16 protein-coding genes are annotated in these 16,673 nt (G+C 62.1%); 4 read left to right on the top strand and 12 right to left on the bottom strand.

Annotated features, from left to right (window positions below):
- Window positions 1-29 precede the first annotated feature (29 nt).
- From radC to nadB, 4 genes are all read left to right on the top strand, one after another.
- The gene (radC, locus tag ACRWA7_RS19935) at window positions 30-806 is read left to right on the top strand and encodes a RadC family protein (protein WP_438395655.1); all 777 of its coding nucleotides are present in this window, start codon (window positions 30-32) and stop codon (window positions 804-806) included.
- A gap of 284 nt (window positions 807-1,090) precedes the next feature.
- A complete protein-coding gene (gene rpmB / locus ACRWA7_RS19930; RefSeq protein ID WP_031359861.1) occupies window positions 1,091-1,324 on the top strand; it encodes a 50S ribosomal protein L28 in 234 nt (77 codons plus the stop codon).
- An 11-nt stretch (window positions 1,325-1,335) separates the two neighbouring features.
- The gene (gene rpmG / locus ACRWA7_RS19925; protein ID WP_006478046.1) at window positions 1,336-1,503 is read left to right on the top strand and encodes a 50S ribosomal protein L33; all 168 of its coding nucleotides are present in this window, start codon (window positions 1,336-1,338) and stop codon (window positions 1,501-1,503) included.
- 209 nt (window positions 1,504-1,712) lie between these two features.
- A complete protein-coding gene (gene nadB / locus ACRWA7_RS19920; protein ID WP_060856816.1) occupies window positions 1,713-3,311 on the top strand; it encodes an L-aspartate oxidase in 1,599 nt (532 codons plus the stop codon).
- A 7-nt stretch (window positions 3,312-3,318) separates the two neighbouring features.
- Here nadB and hutG read toward each other — a convergent pair whose 3' ends face one another.
- The 12 genes from hutG to nadA all read right to left on the bottom strand — a co-directional run bounded on the left by hutG (window position 3,319) and on the right by nadA (window position 16,527).
- On the bottom strand, window positions 3,319-4,119 hold the full coding sequence (hutG, locus tag ACRWA7_RS19915; protein WP_438395653.1) for an N-formylglutamate deformylase: 801 nt from the start codon (window positions 4,117-4,119) through the stop codon (window positions 3,319-3,321).
- Between the two features lie 12 nt (window positions 4,120-4,131).
- Entirely contained in the window at window positions 4,132-5,517 is a 1,386-nt protein-coding gene (locus tag ACRWA7_RS19910) for a formimidoylglutamate deiminase (RefSeq protein ID WP_438395652.1), read from the bottom strand.
- 23 nt (window positions 5,518-5,540) lie between these two features.
- The gene (gene hutI / locus ACRWA7_RS19905; protein ID WP_438395651.1) at window positions 5,541-6,770 is read right to left on the bottom strand and encodes an imidazolonepropionase; all 1,230 of its coding nucleotides are present in this window, start codon (window positions 6,768-6,770) and stop codon (window positions 5,541-5,543) included.
- Entirely contained in the window at window positions 6,757-7,362 is a 606-nt protein-coding gene (locus ACRWA7_RS19900; protein WP_438395650.1) for a HutD/Ves family protein, read from the bottom strand. The genes hutI and ACRWA7_RS19900 overlap by 14 nt, the downstream gene beginning before the upstream one ends.
- 7 nt (window positions 7,363-7,369) lie before the next feature.
- Window positions 7,370-9,052: a urocanate hydratase gene (gene hutU / locus ACRWA7_RS19895; protein WP_438395649.1), complete on the bottom strand. Its 1,683-nt coding sequence runs from the start codon at window positions 9,050-9,052 to the stop codon at window positions 7,370-7,372.
- Window positions 9,053-9,313: 261 nt separating this feature from the next.
- Window positions 9,314-10,852 carry an HAL/PAL/TAL family ammonia-lyase gene (locus tag ACRWA7_RS19890; RefSeq protein ID WP_438396704.1) on the bottom strand — a complete coding sequence of 513 codons (1,539 nt, stop codon included), beginning with the start codon at window positions 10,850-10,852 and terminating at the stop codon, window positions 9,314-9,316.
- A 60-nt stretch (window positions 10,853-10,912) separates the two neighbouring features.
- The gene (locus ACRWA7_RS19885; RefSeq protein ID WP_438395648.1) at window positions 10,913-11,704 is read right to left on the bottom strand and encodes an ABC transporter ATP-binding protein; all 792 of its coding nucleotides are present in this window, start codon (window positions 11,702-11,704) and stop codon (window positions 10,913-10,915) included.
- Between the two features lie 14 nt (window positions 11,705-11,718).
- Window positions 11,719-12,489: an ABC transporter permease gene (locus tag ACRWA7_RS19880; protein ID WP_060856810.1), complete on the bottom strand. Its 771-nt coding sequence runs from the start codon at window positions 12,487-12,489 to the stop codon at window positions 11,719-11,721.
- A 27-nt stretch (window positions 12,490-12,516) separates the two neighbouring features.
- Window positions 12,517-13,239, bottom strand: coding sequence for an ABC transporter permease (locus ACRWA7_RS19875; protein ID WP_438395646.1), 723 nt, complete (start codon window positions 13,237-13,239; stop codon window positions 12,517-12,519).
- A gap of 84 nt (window positions 13,240-13,323) precedes the next feature.
- Window positions 13,324-14,190, bottom strand: a complete 867-nt coding sequence (locus tag ACRWA7_RS19870) for a transporter substrate-binding domain-containing protein (RefSeq protein WP_438395644.1) — start codon at window positions 14,188-14,190, stop codon at window positions 13,324-13,326.
- Window positions 14,191-14,508: 318 nt separating this feature from the next.
- Complete coding sequence (nadC, locus tag ACRWA7_RS19865) at window positions 14,509-15,396, bottom strand: carboxylating nicotinate-nucleotide diphosphorylase (protein WP_438395642.1); 888 nt, start codon at window positions 15,394-15,396, stop codon at window positions 14,509-14,511.
- Complete coding sequence (nadA, locus tag ACRWA7_RS19860; RefSeq protein ID WP_438395640.1) at window positions 15,397-16,527, bottom strand: quinolinate synthase NadA; 1,131 nt, start codon at window positions 16,525-16,527, stop codon at window positions 15,397-15,399. It lies immediately after the preceding gene.
- Window positions 16,528-16,673 lie beyond the last annotated feature (146 nt).

The following is a 16,673-nucleotide window of genomic DNA, read 5'->3' as shown; positions in this document are numbered from 1 at the left end:
AACCGGTTTGCCCTCGGTGAAAATGCGCCATGAACGCTTGTCTCGAATTAGTACCGGCGGCTGGCCCCCGCGCGGCCGACGCGCTCCTGAGCGCTTCCGCACCCGATGAGAAGAATGCCACCACGCCCCGCATTCTCGACTGGCCGCAGCACGACCGGCCGCGTGAACGCCTTTTGCAGCATGGCGCGCACGCGTTGTCGGATGCTGAATTGCTGGCTTTGTTCCTGAACACTGGCCGCCCTGGCATGACGTCAGTGGATGTTGCGCGCGACCTTCTCACCCGGTTCGAGTCGATCCGGGGCGTGCTCGGGGCAACCGCAACCGAATTACGCAGGTTTGGCGGGATCGGACCGGCGAAGGCAGCGCTGCTGCTGGCAGTGTCCGAGCTGTGCCAGCGCGCGCTGGCCGAGAAAACCCGCGACCGGCCGTTGCTCGACGCTCCCCAGGCGGTGGAAGACTACTTGAAATGGCTGATCGGTAACCGGCCCAATGAGGTGTTCGTCACGCTGTTTCTGGACATCCGCCATTGCCTGATAACGGTCGACGAATCGGCCAAGGGATCGCTTTCGCGCGTGGCGGTGTACCCGCGGGAGATCGTACGCCGCGCGCTGACGTTGAATGCGGCGAGCCTGATCGTCGCGCATAATCACCCTTCGGGCGGCGTCACGCCGAGCGCAAGCGACCGGCGGCTCACGCGCTTGCTTACGGAAGCGCTCGCACTCATCGATATCCGGCTGCTGGACCATCTGGTCGTGGCGTCCAACGAAGTATTTTCTTTTTCACGACAGGGCTGGATGCCGACTTGACGCCGCCTGCGCGGCCAATGGCGGCGAAATCACCGCCCGGACAGCCTTCGCAGGGTGAAAAAGCCATGAAACCGCTCCTTCCCGGCGTGACCCGATACCTCGTCCGATACCAAAAAGAGTTGATTTTGCTGGTTTTTTGCGGTTAGAATCTCGGTTTGCTTCTTTCAACCAACCTGTTCCGAGCGTACGCGGTCCTTGGTCGGCTAGCCTCTCCGGTAGTCGAAGTGGTCCAAAAGTGTATCTGGCGTTCGAACTCAGAATTAAAGCGTATTAGGAGTGCTCTCATGGCACGTGTATGCCAAGTAACCGGGAAGGGGCCGATGAGCGGCAACAACGTTTCCCATGCGAACAACCGCACCAAGCGTCGTTTCCTGCCCAATCTGCAAAACCGTCGCTTCTTCGTTGAAAGCGAAAACCGTTGGGTTCGTCTGCGTCTCTCGAACGCCGGCCTTCGCCTGATTGACAAGAACGGCATCGACTCCGTGCTCGCAGATTTGCGCGCACGTGGCGAAGTCTAAGGAGCACGAAAATGGCCAAGGGCGCACGCGACAAGATCAAGCTGGAATCGACCGCTGGCACGGGTCACTTCTACACGACGACCAAGAACAAGCGCAACATGCCGGAAAAGATGGCGATCAAGAAGTTCGATCCCGTTGTCCGCAAGCACGTTGAGTACAAGGAAACGAAGATCAAATAAGGTCTTGGTTCCGTTGTATCGCTACACAAAAAGCCTCGCTCACGCGAGGCTTTTTGCTTATGTGCTCCGGCTGCCGTTCTCCCTATTGGCCGAACGGCAAAGTGACCGAAGCACACGCCACGCGTTATGCTTGTCGGCCAGACCTTCGAATGCCAATCACATGCATCCGGAAAGTTACGGCGGACAACTACTGACGGAGACGTGACAGGATGAATTTCGATGTGGCAATCATCGGCAGCGGGCTGGCGGGTCTGAGCGTCGCCTTGAATCTCGCGGAGACGCGACGCGTCGTGATCCTCGCCAAGCGCAGCGTGAGCGACGGCGCAAGCGACTGGGCGCAGGGCGGCATTGCGGCGGTGCTCGACTCCGGCGACAGCACGGACAATCACGTCGACGACACGCTGATTGCCGGCGCCGGCCTGTGCGACGCAGCGGCCACGCGGTTCATTGTGGACAACGGGCGTGCTGCCATCGAATGGCTGATCGAGCAAGGTGTCCCGTTCACCCGCGACCTGTCCGCCGAACTCGGCTTTCATCTGACGCGCGAAGGGGGTCATAGCCACAGACGCGTGATTCATGCCGCGGACGCCACCGGTCACGCCGTCGTCAGCACGCTCAACGAACGCGTGCGCACTCATCCGAACATCACGGTCCTCGAAGATCACCACGCAATCGACCTGATCACGTCCGAGCATCTTGGACTTCCCGGGCATCGGTGCCACGGGCTTTATGCGCTCGATATTGCCAGCGGGCGCACCGTCACCATAGAAGCGCCGCATACCGTGCTCGCGACAGGCGGCGCCGGGAAGGTTTATCTGTACACCACGAATCCGGATACCGCCACCGGCGACGGCATTGCAATGGCCTGGCGTGCTGGTTGTCGTGTATCGAACATGGAGTTCATCCAGTTCCATCCGACCTGCCTCTTTCATCCGTACGCGAAATCCTTCCTGATTTCCGAAGCCGTTCGCGGCGAAGGCGGGATCTTGCGGCTGCCGGACGGAACCCGCTTCATGCCCGCGCACGACGAGCGCGCCGAGCTTGCGCCGCGCGATATCGTGGCCCGGGCGATCGACTTCGAGATCAAGAAACGCGGCATCGATTGCGTGTATCTCGATATCAGCCACCAACCCGAAGCGTTCCTGCAAGAGCATTTCCCGACCATCCTCGCGCGTTGCCGCGAGTTCGGTATCGATATTACGAAGGAGCCAATTCCCGTCGTTCCAGCCGCGCATTACACCTGCGGCGGCGTGGTGACGGACCTGGCGGGGCGCACGGATCGCGCCGGGCTTTTTGCGGTGGGGGAAACGTCGTGTACCGGCTTGCACGGCGCGAACCGGCTTGCCAGCAATTCGCTGCTTGAATGTCTCGTGATCGGGCGCGCCGCGGCGCAGGCCATGGAAGCCGAAGGATTTGCGACGAGCGCGCATGCGCCGCTGCCCGCCTGGGACGAAAGCCGCGTGTCCGATCCGGACGAGGAAGTGGTCGTCGCGCATAACTGGGACGAGCTGCGCCGGCTGATGTGGAATTACGTGGGCATTGTGCGCACCGACAAACGCCTCGCACGCGCGCAGCATCGGATTGCATTACTGCGTGACGAGATCCACGAGTACTACGCGAATTTCAAGGTAAGCCGGGATTTGCTCGAATTGCGCAATCTGGTCGATGTCGCTTCCATGATCGTAGAAAGCGCGTGTTCGCGGCGTGAAAGCCGCGGCCTGCACTTCAGCCGCGATTGGCCGGAAACCCTGCCCAAGGCGCTACCGACCGTGCTCACGCCGCCAGTCGTCAGGCGGCGTGAAGCCTGAAAGCGGATCAAGCCGCTTGCACGGCATCCAGCGCGCACTGCACCAGATCCTGGATCAACGGTCCGACCTGCCCTGCGCGCGCTTCGTTGTAGTGATATGGCCGGGTCTCTTCCATGTAAGTGATCTGCGACAGTTCCAGTTGCACGGCATGAATGCCGTCCTGCGGCTTGCCGTAATGACGCGTGATGTATCCGCCCTTGAAGCGTCCGTTCGCGACGGCCGTGTACGCGCCGTGTTTGGCAACGACGGCTTCGAGTTGCTCGCCGAGACCCGCGACCGCACTTTCGCCGCCAGCCGTGCCGAAGTTGAAATCGAAAAGCTTGCCATCGAAGAAACGCGGCACGTGCGAACGGATGGAATGCGCTTCCCACAACAGCACCTTGCCATGCTCGGCTTTTAGCCGCACAAGCTCGGCCGCGAGCGCGTCGTGATACGGCAGCCAGTATTTTTCGCGACGCTCGGCAATCTGTGCTTCAGTCGGCGCGCCGCCTTCGGGATAAAGCGGCTCGCTGTTGAAGGTATCGATGGGACACAGGCCGGTTGTGTCGCGTCCAGGGTAAAGATTCGCGCCATCTGGCGGCCGATTCAGGTCGATCACATAGCGGGAGTTGAACGGCGCGAGAATCGATGCGCCCATTTCCACGGCAAACGCGTAGAGCCGTTCGAGATGCCAGTCGGTGTCGTCGACTTCGCGGGCAATGGGATTCATCGTGGCCGCAATATCCGCCGGAATCTGCGTGCCGGCATGCGGAATCGAAATCAGCAGCGGCGCGGTGCCGCGCTTCAAGGTGAAAACTTGATCGGTCATCGGTGCATTCCTTTATTCGAGCAAGCTCGCCAGCGTGTTCCGATACGAATCGAAAGCCTCGCGTTCATCAGAATGCCGGCGCGCCTCGACCACGACTTTACCGCCGACACAAACATCCAGCACCGGCGTTTCGCCGTGCTCGCAGAACACCACGCCCGATAACCACGCATCCGGAGCCTGGCCCGCAATAGCCGAATGGTCGGGATCGAGCACGATGAAATCCGCGCGCCGGCCGGCTTCGAGCATGCCGACGGCCCGGCCGGTCGCGCACGCGCCGCCTTGCGTGGCGGCATCGAAGAGACGATCGGCAACGTGCGTCTGCTTGTCCGACGCAAGCACGTTGCGCTCGCGCCGCGTGAGCCGTTGTCCGTATTCCAGCAAGCGCAGTTCGGAACGCCAGTCGAGCGCGATATGGCTGTCCGAACCCAGCCCAAAACGCCCGTTGGCGGCGAGATAGGCGTGCGTCGGAAAAATGCCGTCGCCGAGATTGGCTTCTGTTGTCAGGCACAGGCCGGCGATCGCGCGGCTTGCGGCCATCGCGCGGACTTCGTTTTCATCGACATGGGTTGCATGCACGAGGCACCAGCGTTCGTTTACGTCGAAGTTATCGAGCAGCCATTGCACCGGGCGCGCTTTCAGGACGTCGAGGCATGCGTCGACTTCGGCCGTCTGTTCCGCGACATGAATGTGCACCGGCGCGCTGGGGAATTCGCGGTCGAGGCCGTCGAGCATGCGCGTCAACGTCTCCTTCGATACCGCCCGCAGCGAGTGCGGCGCGACGCCGTATCGAAGATTGCCGTTTTCGGGCTGCGCGCCACGCAAGGAGACGAGCGTTTCGAGCAGGCTTTCCGGCGTGTGGATGAAACGCGCCTGGCCCGGCGTCGGCTCGCGTGCGCCGAAGCCGCTGTATTGGTAAAGCACGGGCAGCATCGTCATGCCGATTCCCGTTTGCTCCGCCGCGCCGACCACGCGCGCGGCCATTTCAGCGGGGTTGTCGTAAGGCGTGCCATCGGGCGCGTTGTGCACGTAGTGGAACTCGCAGACCGACGTGTAGCCCGCCTTCAGCATCTCGATATACAGCCAGCGTGCGATCGCCCCGAGACTGTCCGGCGAAATGCGCGCGGCGAACCGGTACATCAGGTCGCGCCAGCTCCAGAAACTATCGGTCGGATTCGCGCGATATTCGGTGAGACCGGCCATTGCGCGCTGGAACGCGTGCGAATGCAGATTCGGCATGCCGGCGAGCACCGGACCCTTGGCTTTGGCAACGCCCGCGGGCTGAACGGCGTCCGGCGTCACGGCGGCCAATGTCCCGTGATCGTCCCATTCGAGCAGCACATCGCGACGCCAGCCGTCCTGCAAACGCGCATGTTCGGCAAACAGGCTGTTTCTTGTCATGAGGTATTCCTATTGCTTCTGGATTATTTCCGTTTGTCCACGGTCACGCCGCCGTGCCGCACGACCAGCGCGCATCGGTCGAGGCCGGTCCAGTACGCCAGTTCCGCCAGCGTTTCGATATCCCACGCGACAAAGTCCGCCTTCGCTCCGATCCGGATCTCGCCGGATACATCGGCGTGACCGAGTGCTTTTGCGCCGTGGCGCGTAACACCCGCCAGCACTTCCGCCACCGATAAACGGAATAACGTGCAGCCCATGTTGAGCATCAGGAGCAGCGACGTGCTCGGCGATGTGCCCGGATTGCTGTCGGTGGCGAGCGCGATGGGCACGCCATGACGGCGCAGCAGGTCGATTGGCGGCAGTTGTTTTTCGCGGATGAAATAGAACGCGCCGGGCAGCAGCACGGCCACCGTTCCCGATTCCCGCATGGCGATGGCGCCGGGTTCATCGAGGAATTCGAGGTGATCGGCGGATAACGCGCGATGCTTCGCCGCGAGCGCCGCGCCGCCCATCAGCGACAATTGTTCCGCGTGCATTTTCACGGGCAAATTCAGCTTCGACGCCGCGTTGAAGACGCGTTCGGCCTGCTCCAGCGTGAACGCGATGCGCTCGCAAAATACATCGACGGCGTCAACCAGGCCTTCGGCCGCAAGCGCCGGCAGCATCTCGCCGCAAACATGGGCGATGTAGTCATCGGCGCGCCCGGCGTATTCCGGCGGCAACGCGTGCGCACCTAGAAACGTTGTAGCGATGGTCACCGGCCGCGCTTCGGACAAACGCCGGGCAACGCGCAGCATCTTGCGCTCCGTGGTCAGATCCAGTCCATAACCCGACTTGATTTCCAGCGCCGTCACGCCTTCGGCAAGCAACGCGTCGAGCCTTCGCAGCGACTGCGCGAACAGTTCGTCCTCGCTTGCGGCGCGCGTGTTGCGCACTGTCGAGACAATGCCGCCGCCGCGTTTGGCGATGTCTTCGTAGCTCGCGCCTTCGAGCCGCATCGCGAATTCCTCGGCGCGGTTTCCGGCGTAGACGAGGTGCGTGTGGCAATCGACAAGACCCGGCGTGACAAGCCGCCCTTGCAGATCATGGCTTTCGGCATTGGCAAACGCAGAAGGGATTTCCGCTTCGGCGCCGAACCATTCAATACGCCCATTGCGCACCACGATCGCCGCGTTCTCGATTACTTCTGCAGGGTCGGCGCGCGGTGCAAGGCGCGCGTTGCGCCAGACCTGCGGGTTGTCAGCGGAGCTCATGTCCAACATCCTTTGAAACAATACGCGCGTCGATGAGAACCGCGTCTTGCGAAAGCGGCTCGATACCTAGCGAGCCATTCTCGCTTGCATCGAAAACCATCGCGTCGCCTTGGGACAAACGTTCGCCGTTCGCCGCAAATTCACCGAGCGCACAGACCAGCACAACGCTGCCCGGATGCACGTCCAGTTGCCCGGCGTCGCGCCGTACTATCACGTTCCCCGAAACCCGATCGCGCCTCAACATGAGGTTGAAATCGCGCGTGGGACCGTGCGGCAATTCCGCGGTGATCGGCGATTCGCCCGCAAACGCGACCGAATCCCAGCGCGAGAGAACGTACTCCGCAGACTGACCCTCGGTTGAATCGGTGAGCACCATCTGCTCGCCCTCGATCAGCGTCAGCACGCGGTCAATCCCGTTGAACACCGAAAACGCGCCCGCCTCTGATACGTCCGCGACGCTCACGCGCCAGTCGAACGCATCGAATGCGGCGCCCTTCGGCGACGCCGCGATTTCCCGCGTCGCGCCGCCGCCGTTTTTCCACGGCACGGCCTTCAGATCGGCCGCGCGAATGATGCTGAAGGCGAAGGACATATCGGCTTCAGGTCGTGATGAACGGCAAGTCGAGGCCGAACTTCTTCGCGCATTCGATTGCCTGCTCGTAGCCCGCATCGCCGTGGCGCATCACGCCGGACGCGCAGTCGTTGACCAGCACGCGCGCAAGACGCTTGTGCGCGGCGTCCGTCCCATCGGCGACGATCACCATGCCCGCGTGCTGCGAATATCCCATGCCTACGCCGCCGCCATGATGCAGGCTGACCCATGTCGCGCCGCCAGCGGTATTCAGGAGTGCGTTGAGCAACGGCCAGTCGGACACGGCGTCCGTGCCGTCCTTCATGCTTTCCGTCTCGCGATTCGGACTTGCAACGGAACCCGTATCCAGATGATCGCGGCCAATGACGATCGGTGCCTTGAGCTCACCGTTCTTCACCATCTCGTTGAACGCGAGACCGGCGACGTGGCGCTCGCCCAGGCCGAGCCAGCAAATCCGCGCCGGCAAACCCTGGAACGCAATGCGATCGCGCGCCATGTCGAGCCAGCGGTTCATGCCGGCGTTGTGCGGGAACAGTTCTTTCAGTTTGGCGTCGGTCTTGTAGATGTCCTCCAGATCGCCGGAAAGCGCCACCCAGCGGAACGGGCCCTTGCCCTCGCAGAACAGCGGGCGGATGTACGCGGGCACGAAGCCGGGGAAATCGAAGGCGTTCTTCACGCCGTCATCGAAGGCAACCTGGCGCAGGTTGTTGCCGTAATCGACCGCGGGAATGCCCATGGCGTGGAAATCGAGCATCGCCTGGACGTGCTGGGCGCATGAGCGTTGCGCCGCCGCCTTGAGCTCGGCGTGTTGCGCTGCATCCAGCGACGCCGCGCGCCACTTTTCCAGACTCCAACCAGCCGGCAGATAACCGTTGATCAGATCGTGCGACGAGGTCTGGTCGGTGACGAGGTCCGGCTTGATGGCGCCGGCCTTGGCGCGCCGCACGAGTTCCGGCAGCACTTCGGCCGCGTTGCCGAGAAGTGCGATGGAAATTGCATCGCCCGCTTCGGTGTGCTGCTTGATCAGTTCGAGGGCGTGGTCGATGTCCTTCGCCTGTTTATCGACGTAGCGCGTGCGCAGACGGAAGTCGATACGCGTCTGGTCGCACTCGATATTCAGCGATACCGCCCCGGCCAGCGTCGCCGCGAGCGGTTGCGCGCCGCCCATGCCGCCCAGGCCCGCCGTCAGGATCCAGCGGCCTTTCCAACTGCCGTTGAAGTGCTGGCGCGCCGCTTCCACGAACGTTTCGTACGTGCCCTGCACGATCCCCTGGCTGCCGATATAGATCCAGCTTCCGGCCGTCATCTGGCCGTACATGAAGAGACCCTTGCGGTCGAGTTCGTTGAAATGCTCCCAGGTCGCCCATTTCGGCACGAGGTTCGAGTTTGCGATCAATACGCGCGGCGCGTCTGCATGCGTCTTGAACACACCAACCGGCTTGCCCGATTGCACCAGCAGCGATTCATCGCTTTCCAGGCGTTGCAGCGTTTCAAGAATCTTGTCGAGACACTCCCAGTTGCGTGCCGCGCGGCCTATACCGCCGTACACCACAAGCTTGTCCGGATTCTCGGCAACTTCGGGATCGAGGTTGTTCAACAGCATCCGATACGGCGCTTCGGTCAGCCAGCTCTTGCACGTGAGTTCGGTGCCGCGCGGTGCGCGCAGTGGACGCGGATTGTGGTTTTTCATCAAAGCACTCCTCGGACGGGATGGAAAGTATTCGGTGTCTTGAGGCCGGTGGCGCGGCTTTCAATGAATCTCGCGGAGCCGGTCGACAAGTTGTATATACAAGTCTGAATTAAAATAAAAAGGAGCGCAAGCGGTCGTTTATCGATTCGACTAGGGGTTTACTTTAATGAGATGAAAGCGAGGCTGAACGGCGCCCGAGACGCAAAAGCAATGCAAACGCCGCCCTTGAGCGGCGGCGCGAATCTGTCTATACAGCGGGCGCTAAAACGCCGGAGCGGCTTCGCAGACGAAGGCGACGGCGGCGGCAATGTCGCCCGCGAGCGGCCGGTCATCGCGATAGGGCGAGATCACTGCCCGCACGCTCCGATACACCGCGTCGGTCTTCGGCGCGCGCGTCAGTTCAGCGGGTTGCAGGTCGTAGGCTTGCGCCGCCGCGAGCAACTCGATGGCAAAGATGCGTTCCGCGTTGGCGATGATCTCCAGCGCCTTGAGCGCAGCCGGCGTTGCGTGGCACAAATGGTCTTCCTGCAAACCGGACGTGATGCCGCCGTCGAGGCTTGCCGGCATCGCGAGCCGCCGGTTGTGCGCGACCAGCGAAGCCGCCGTGTACTGCGCGATCATGAAACCGGAACAGGTGCCGCCGCTATCGGCGAGAAACGCGGGCAGGCCGCTCACCAGCGGATTGACCAGCCGGTCGATACGCCGCTCTGCCATCGCGGCCACTTCGGCGACCGCGGTGCTCAGGCTGTCCATCGCAAGGCCGATGGACGCGCCTACCGCATGCGCCTGCGAAAACACGCGCGGCGCGGCCAGCGTGCCGGTGACGACGGGGTTATCGGTGACGGAAGCCAGCTCGCGGTTCACGACTTCGGCGGTGGTCGCGAACACATCGCGTGCCGCGCCGTGGACATGCGGAATCGTGCGCAAGCTCAGCGGGTCCTGCGTGATTCGTCCAAACGACGCCGCGATGATCCCGCTATCGGCGAGAAGCTCGCGCAAATGCGCGCCGACCGCAGCCAATCCCGGCGATATCCGCAGCGCGAGCGAATCGGCGTCGAACGCGGCGGCCTGGCCGCGCAGGTTCTCGAAGGTCATCGCGGAAATGGTGTCCGCCCATTGCAAAAGGCGTTCGGTGCGCGCCAGTGCGAGCGACGCGAGCCCGGTCACGCACGGCGTGCCGTTGACGACGCTCAGGCCCTCCTTCGCCTCCAGCACCAGCGGTTCGCGCTCAAGCTGCTGCAACGCGCGAGCCGCGCTGGTGCGGCCGGTGTCATCGCGGACAAAACCCTCGCCAATCAGCACGAGCGCGATATGCGCCATATGACTCAGGTAGCCGACAGAACCGAACGCCGGCACTTCGGGAATCGCGCCGCTGTCGAGCAGCGTCACGAGCAGATCGACAAGTTCCAGCCGCACGCCCGAGCGCCCGTGCGCGAAGTTGTTCACCGCCGCCGCGATGATCGCGCGCGTCTCCTCGCGCCGCAGCGGTTCGCCCACTCCCACCGCGTGACTCATCAGGATATTGCGCGACAACGTGCGTTGTTCGGACGGCGACACGACCACGTCGCACAACGCGCCCACGCCCGTATTCACGCCATAAGCGCGAATCCGGCGCTCGACAATCTGCTCGACCAGCGCGCGCGCGTGATCGATACGCGCGCGTGCCTCGGGCGACAAGACCAGCTTCGCGCCATGTGCAATCCGCGCGATGTCGCGCCAGCCGAGCGGTGCATCGAGATTCACCACGGCCGGCGCATATCCATGGTCGAAACCTTCACTCAATCCGGCGCCGATGACCATGGGTTCAATCGATGGCGCTTGTAAAAAGGAACTGGCCAGCACGTCAACCTCGCTTGCAAATCAATTAGCCGTACGTGAATGATGACTCGATACAAACTGCTGGAAGCGCTCCGAGCATCGGCCGTTGAAAAGGTCGTCGGGTGCGCCTTCGGCATCGACTTGTCCTTGATGCAGGAACATCACCCGGTTCGACACATGCCGCGCAAATCCCATCTCGTGCGTGACGACCAGCATGGTTCGCCCTTCTTCGGCAAGCGCGCGCATCACGCGCAGCACTTCACCAACCAGTTCGGGGTCAAGCGCGGACGTGGGTTCGTCGAAGAGCATGACTTTCGGGTGCATTGCCAACGCACGCGCAATCGCGACGCGCTGTTGCTGGCCGCCCGACAAATGTGCGGGATAAGCGTCGCGCTTTTCATACAAGCCGACCTTGGTCAGCAGTTGTTCGGCTTCTTCCACACACTCGGCGCGCGTGCGTTTCTGCACGCGCAACGGCCCTTCGATCACGTTCTGCACCACGGTCATGTGCGACCAGAGATTGAAACTCTGGAACACCATGCCGAGCTGCGAGCGAATCCGGTCGACCTGCTTGCGGTTGCCCGGCTGCAGGCGTCCGTCGCGGCCACGCTTCATTTCAATAGCCTCGCCCGCCAGCTTCACTTCGCCGTCGTCCGGCGTTTCAAGCATGTTGATACAGCGCAGGAACGTGCTTTTGCCCGAGCCGCTCGCGCCGAGAATCGAGATCACGTCGCCTTCGTGCGCATCAAGGGAAATGCCCTTCAGCACGTGCGCATCGCCGAAAGACTTGTGGATGTTGCTCGCCGAGAGCGCAATGGAATTGCTGGTGTTCATGAGTTCTCCCTGATTCAGGAATCGATGTCCGAGCTGCCCGACGCGGTGGCCGCCTTGAGCGACGCAGGCGCGGACTTCTTCGACGCCGTGCCGTTACGGTCGCGCAGATGCGGCGAGAGCTTCTTTTCGAGCATCCCGAGCGCGCGCACGATGATGAAATTCAGCACGAGATAAATGGCTGCCGCGCAGATGAACACTTCCATGGTCCGGTAGGTTCGCTGGATGATCTGCTGCGCGACGCCGGTTACGTCCCACACGGTGACGAGACTCGCCAGCGCCGTCGATTTGACGAGCAGCACGGCTTCGGTCGAATACGCGGGCAATGCGTAGCGCAGCGTGATCGGCGCGATGATCCGGCGCAACACGGTCCAGCGCGACATGCCGCACGCGAGCGCCGCTTCAATCTGGCCGTGCGGCACAGATTGCAGCCCGCCGCGAATGATTTCGGCGGTGTATCCGGCCGTGCACAGCGCCAGCGAAAGAATGGCGCACGCGTAGGGTTCACGCAGCACGGGCCAGACGAAACTCGCGCGAACCGCGTGAAATTGCCCGAGCCCGTAATAGACCAGGAACATCTGGATCAAGAGCGGCGAGCCGCGAAATACCAAAATGTAGCCGCGCGCAAAGCGGTTGAGCGCCCAGATGGGACTTACGCGCATCGCGACGATCACGAGCGAAAGCAGTCCGCCCAGAATCAGCGAGGCGACGAAAAGCCCCAGCGTGGTCGGCACGGCGGCAAGGAGTTTCGACAGCGTATCGCCGAGAAATTCGAAATCGATGTTCATGATCGGAGTCGCCTGGGAACGTTTGTCTTAGTGGCGCGCGAGCGTGCCGCGGAACGACCGGCCGATGCGCGCTTCAGCGCGATCGAAGACACGGTTCGACAGGCTCGTGAGAATCAGGTACAGCGCGCCGCCGACCACATAAAACGTGAAGTATTGATGCGTCGATCCAGCCGCGACCTGGCTCGTGCGCATCAGTTCGGCAAGCCCGGTCACGGCGATCAGCGCGGAATCCTTAAGGCTCAACTGCCACACGTTGCCAATGCCCGGCAGCGCGAAACGCACGACTTGCGGAATCAGCACGCGCCGCCACATGGTCGGCGTGGACATGCCGATCGCGCGCGCCGCCTCGATCTCGCCACGCGACACCGCCAGCACCGCCGAGCGATAAACCTCCGCCTGATACGACCCGGAAATCAGCCCAATGGCAAGCGCGCCAACCACGAACGGCGGCACGCCGATAAACCCATCGGCGCCGAAAAACTGTCCAACGGCGGTCACGACAGACGATCCACCGAAGTAGAAAAGATAGATGATCAGCAGTTCGGGAATACCGCGAAACAGCGTGGTGTAAGCATCGCCGATAACCCGCAACGTGCGGCTGCGCGACAGTTTCGCCGATGCGACCATTGCCCCGAACACGGCGCCCACGGCAAGCGCGGCGATAGTAAGCAATACGGTCATGAGGAGCGCGACCAGCAATGCGGCGCCCCAGCCCTGTTCGCCGAAACCGAGTAGTTGAACCAGACTCATCTTTTGTCTCCTGCGGTGTTGCGTCGCCGGACGCACGGTTTTCCTCGCGCGCCCGCCGGATTGGTGGACGTGGTCAGCAGGCCATCAAGGCGTTGCGTCGACCTTCATCCATTTCATTGAGAGACGCTTGACGGTGCCGTCGGCGAGCGCGGCGGCAATACCTTCGTCGAACCTGGCCTTCAGGTCTTTATCGGACTGACGGAATGCGAGCGCCTCGCCCGGACCCCAGACCGGTCCCGAGATCTTCGGTCCCGTGAACGCCAGGCCCTTGTTTTCCGGCTTGGCGAACGCCGATGCCCAGTACGTGCTGTCATCGAACGCAACGTCGATGCGCCCCGCCACCAGATCCAGGTCGTGCTCCGGCGCGGTCTTGTACTCGCGGATGGTCGCGACGTCCTTGAAGTTCGTATCGATGAACTTGGTGTACACGGTTCCCGACTGAATGCCGATGGTCTTGCCCTTCAGCGCCACGCGCAATGCGTCGACAGTGGCTTTGTCGTGAGCCGGATCGCCGGTGAGTTTCACGATTTGCCCGGCTCCCGGCTGCTTGGCGAGCGCGGCCGGCGCATCGCCGGACGCGACGAACGCCGCGGGCGTGGACGCGTAAGGCCGCGAGAACGCGATGATCTTTTCGCGCTCGGGCGTGACCGAAATGGCGTCCATGAGCACGTCGAACTTGCCTGCCTGCAGGCCCGCGATCATGCCGTCCCAATCTTGCGTCACGAGCTTGCACTGGATCTTGATGCGGTCGCAAACGTTCTGGATGAGTTCCGGTTCGAAGCCGCCGAGCTTGCCGCCGGGCAAGGTCAGGTTCCACGGTTCGTACGCGCCTTCCGTGGCGATCGTGACGGTTTTCCAGTCTTTTGCCTGAGCGCTGACAGCGCCGAAAGCGATGACACCCACGGCCACCGATGCCGCGAGCCGAGCCAGCAAGTTCATTTTGCCTGTCATAGTTGAGCCACTTTTCCAGAATGAGTGTTTGACCGATTGGCGAATCGCCAACTTGTATAGACAAGCATGCATTGAACAAAAAGGACTGGCAACGGTTTTTGTTGGCAAGTGCGAAAAGTTAGGGAAAATACCGAGACGCTTGACGGGCAAGGCTTACGAGGGTGTTACGAGGAATGGCGAGGAAGATTAGTCGATGAATGAACCCGCTTTGTGGAGAACGTCACAAAGTTGTCTAGACACGACGTAGTGCAGAAAAGAAACGAGGCGCAAGGTCATGGCGCATTGCACGCCACAACCGCCGCGCCCAGTGTTGAGGCTTTATTCCAGCCGCATCGAATAGTCGGTGGCCCGAACATCCTTCGTCAGCGCGCCAATGGAAATGCGGTCCACGCCCGTCTCCGCAATCGTGCGCACAGTGCTGAAGTTCACCCCGCCCGATACTTCCAGCACCGCGCGGCCAGCCGTCAGGCCAACGGCGTCGCGCATTGCGTCGAAACTGAAGTTGTCGAGCAGAATCGATTCCGCCCGATGCGCCAGCGCCGTTTCCAACTGCTCAAGCGTCTCGACTTCGATCTGGATGGGTACGCCGGCATTCAGGGCAAGCGCCGCATCCATTGCCGCGCCCACGCCGCCCGCTGCGGCAATGTGGTTTTCCTTGATCAGAATGCCGTCGTAGAGTGCGAGGCGCTGGTTCGCGCCACCGCCCACGCGAACCGCGTACTTCTGCGCGAGACGCAAACCAGGCAAGGTTTTGCGGGTATCGAGAATGCGCGCACGCGTGCCTTCTATTGCGTCGACGTAACGCCGCGTCGCGCTCGCCACGCCGGAAAGCAACTGCAGGAAATTCAATGCGTTGCGCTCGGCCGTCAGCAGCGCGCGCGCCGGGCCGCGCAGCACTACCACGGGCGAGTTCTCGCTCATGCGCGCGCCTTCGTGATAGAGCCATTCCACGCGAATAGCCGCATCCACGCGCCGCATCACAGCTTCGAACCATGGCACGCCGCACAGCACCGCCTCCTCGCGAACGATAATGCGCGCCGTGCGTTCAATACCCGCCGGAACCAGCAGACCGGTGCGGTCGCCGTCCCCGATGTCCTCCGCGAGCGCGTCCATTACATTGCGCTCCAGCGCCTGATCGAAGGCTGCGCCGTATTGCGTGCGGATTTCATCGAACAAAGGGGAAACCAGATGACTTGCAGAAGACATTCACGCCGCTCCAACGTTTGAAAACAACGGACCATCCTTCGCCAGATCGCCGCTCGCCTGAACGCGTTTCTTGTGACGCGCGGCGAAATCGAGCATCCGGTCGATAGGAACACGCGCGCGCTCGCCGATCGCGCTGTCCACGAAAATCTCATTGTTGCCGCGCTCGAGAACCGCCGTGAGATTCGCGAGACCGTTCATGGCCATCCACGGGCAATGCGCGCAGCTCTTGCAACTTGCGCTGTTGCCAGCTGTGGGCGCTTCAATAAACTCCTTCCCCGGCGCCGCAAGCCGCATCTTGTGCAGGATGCCGAGATCCGTCGCAACAATAAAGCGCTTGGCGTCGAGCTTCACGGCGGCGTCGATCAGTTGCGTTGTCGATCCCACCACGTCCGCCAACGCGACCACGCCCTCTGGCGATTCCGGATGAACAAGGATTTTTGCATCGGGATATTCATGGCGCAGCAGGTCGAGTTCGATACCTTTGAATTCGTCGTGCACAAGACACGAGCCCTGCCACAACAGCATGTCGGCGCCGGTTTGCTTCTGAATATACGAGCCCAGATGCCGGTCGGGCGCCCAGAGGATTTTCTCGCCGCGCGCGTGCAGATCGGCGACGATCTCCAACCCAATAGACGATGTCACCATCCAGTCCGCCCGGGCCTTCACCGCCGCGCTGGTGTTCGCGTAGACCACCACCGTTCGGTCGGGATGCGCGTCACAAAAAGCCGAGAATTCGTCGGCCGGGCATCCCAGATCCAGTGAACAGGTCGCGTCCAGGTCGGGCATGAGCACGCGCTTCTCGGGGCTGAGTATCTTCGCCGTCTCGCCCATGAATCGCACACCCGCGACAACCAGCGTTTGCGCCGCATGATCGCGCCCGAAGCGCGCCATTTCCAGCGAATCCGCTACGCAGCCGCCGGTTTCATCGGCGAGTTCCTGCAACTCGGCATCGACGTAATAATGCGCGACCAGCACCGCTTTCTCGCGCACGAGCAACGAACGGATGCGTTCCTTCAACTCGCGCTTTTCCGCCTGCGACGGCGCATCGGGCACTTTCGCCCACGCCTGGCCAGTGCCGCATGTCAGCCCTTGCGGCCGGTCGTACTCGACGCTCTTTATCGCCTGTTCCATTACTGCCTGTCTCCAGTCTCGTGAAAACGGCATGCACTTACACCGTTCCAAAACGACAAAACCCCGCCAGAGCGGGGTCTCGTAACGTCATGAAATTTTAACGGATATCAGTGACGAAGGTTTTGCGCTTCAGGTCGCGCTTCGAT

This window comes from Caballeronia sp. DA-9, assembly GCF_051615025.1.
Classification (GTDB): Bacteria; Pseudomonadota; Gammaproteobacteria; order Burkholderiales; family Burkholderiaceae; genus Caballeronia; species Caballeronia sordidicola.
This window is presented reverse-complemented; position numbering and strand designations above follow the sequence as displayed.

Excerpts from the sequence above, each read along its gene's own strand:
- radC (WP_438395655.1), top strand. The coding sequence starts at position 30 with ATGAACGCTTGTCTCGAATTAGTACCGGCGGCTGGCCCCCGCGCGGCC.
- rpmB (WP_031359861.1), top strand. The coding sequence starts at position 1,091 with ATGGCACGTGTATGCCAAGTAACCGGGAAGGGGCCGATGAGCGGCAAC.
- rpmG (WP_006478046.1), top strand. The coding sequence starts at position 1,336 with ATGGCCAAGGGCGCACGCGACAAGATCAAGCTGGAATCGACCGCTGGC.
- nadB (WP_060856816.1), top strand. The coding sequence starts at position 1,713 with ATGAATTTCGATGTGGCAATCATCGGCAGCGGGCTGGCGGGTCTGAGC.
- hutG (WP_438395653.1), bottom strand. The coding sequence starts at position 4,119 with ATGACCGATCAAGTTTTCACCTTGAAGCGCGGCACCGCGCCGCTGCTG.
- ACRWA7_RS19910 (WP_438395652.1), bottom strand. The coding sequence starts at position 5,517 with ATGACAAGAAACAGCCTGTTTGCCGAACATGCGCGTTTGCAGGACGGC.
- hutI (WP_438395651.1), bottom strand. The coding sequence starts at position 6,770 with ATGAGCTCCGCTGACAACCCGCAGGTCTGGCGCAACGCGCGCCTTGCA.
- ACRWA7_RS19900 (WP_438395650.1), bottom strand. The coding sequence starts at position 7,362 with ATGTCCTTCGCCTTCAGCATCATTCGCGCGGCCGATCTGAAGGCCGTG.
- hutU (WP_438395649.1), bottom strand. The coding sequence starts at position 9,052 with ATGAAAAACCACAATCCGCGTCCACTGCGCGCACCGCGCGGCACCGAA.
- ACRWA7_RS19890 (WP_438396704.1), bottom strand. The coding sequence starts at position 10,852 with ATGGTCATCGGCGCCGGATTGAGTGAAGGTTTCGACCATGGATATGCG.
- ACRWA7_RS19885 (WP_438395648.1), bottom strand. The coding sequence starts at position 11,704 with ATGAACACCAGCAATTCCATTGCGCTCTCGGCGAGCAACATCCACAAG.
- ACRWA7_RS19880 (WP_060856810.1), bottom strand. The coding sequence starts at position 12,489 with ATGAACATCGATTTCGAATTTCTCGGCGATACGCTGTCGAAACTCCTT.
- ACRWA7_RS19875 (WP_438395646.1), bottom strand. The coding sequence starts at position 13,239 with ATGAGTCTGGTTCAACTACTCGGTTTCGGCGAACAGGGCTGGGGCGCC.
- ACRWA7_RS19870 (WP_438395644.1), bottom strand. The coding sequence starts at position 14,190 with ATGACAGGCAAAATGAACTTGCTGGCTCGGCTCGCGGCATCGGTGGCC.
- nadC (WP_438395642.1), bottom strand. The coding sequence starts at position 15,396 with ATGTCTTCTGCAAGTCATCTGGTTTCCCCTTTGTTCGATGAAATCCGC.
- nadA (WP_438395640.1), bottom strand. The coding sequence starts at position 16,527 with ATGGAACAGGCGATAAAGAGCGTCGAGTACGACCGGCCGCAAGGGCTG.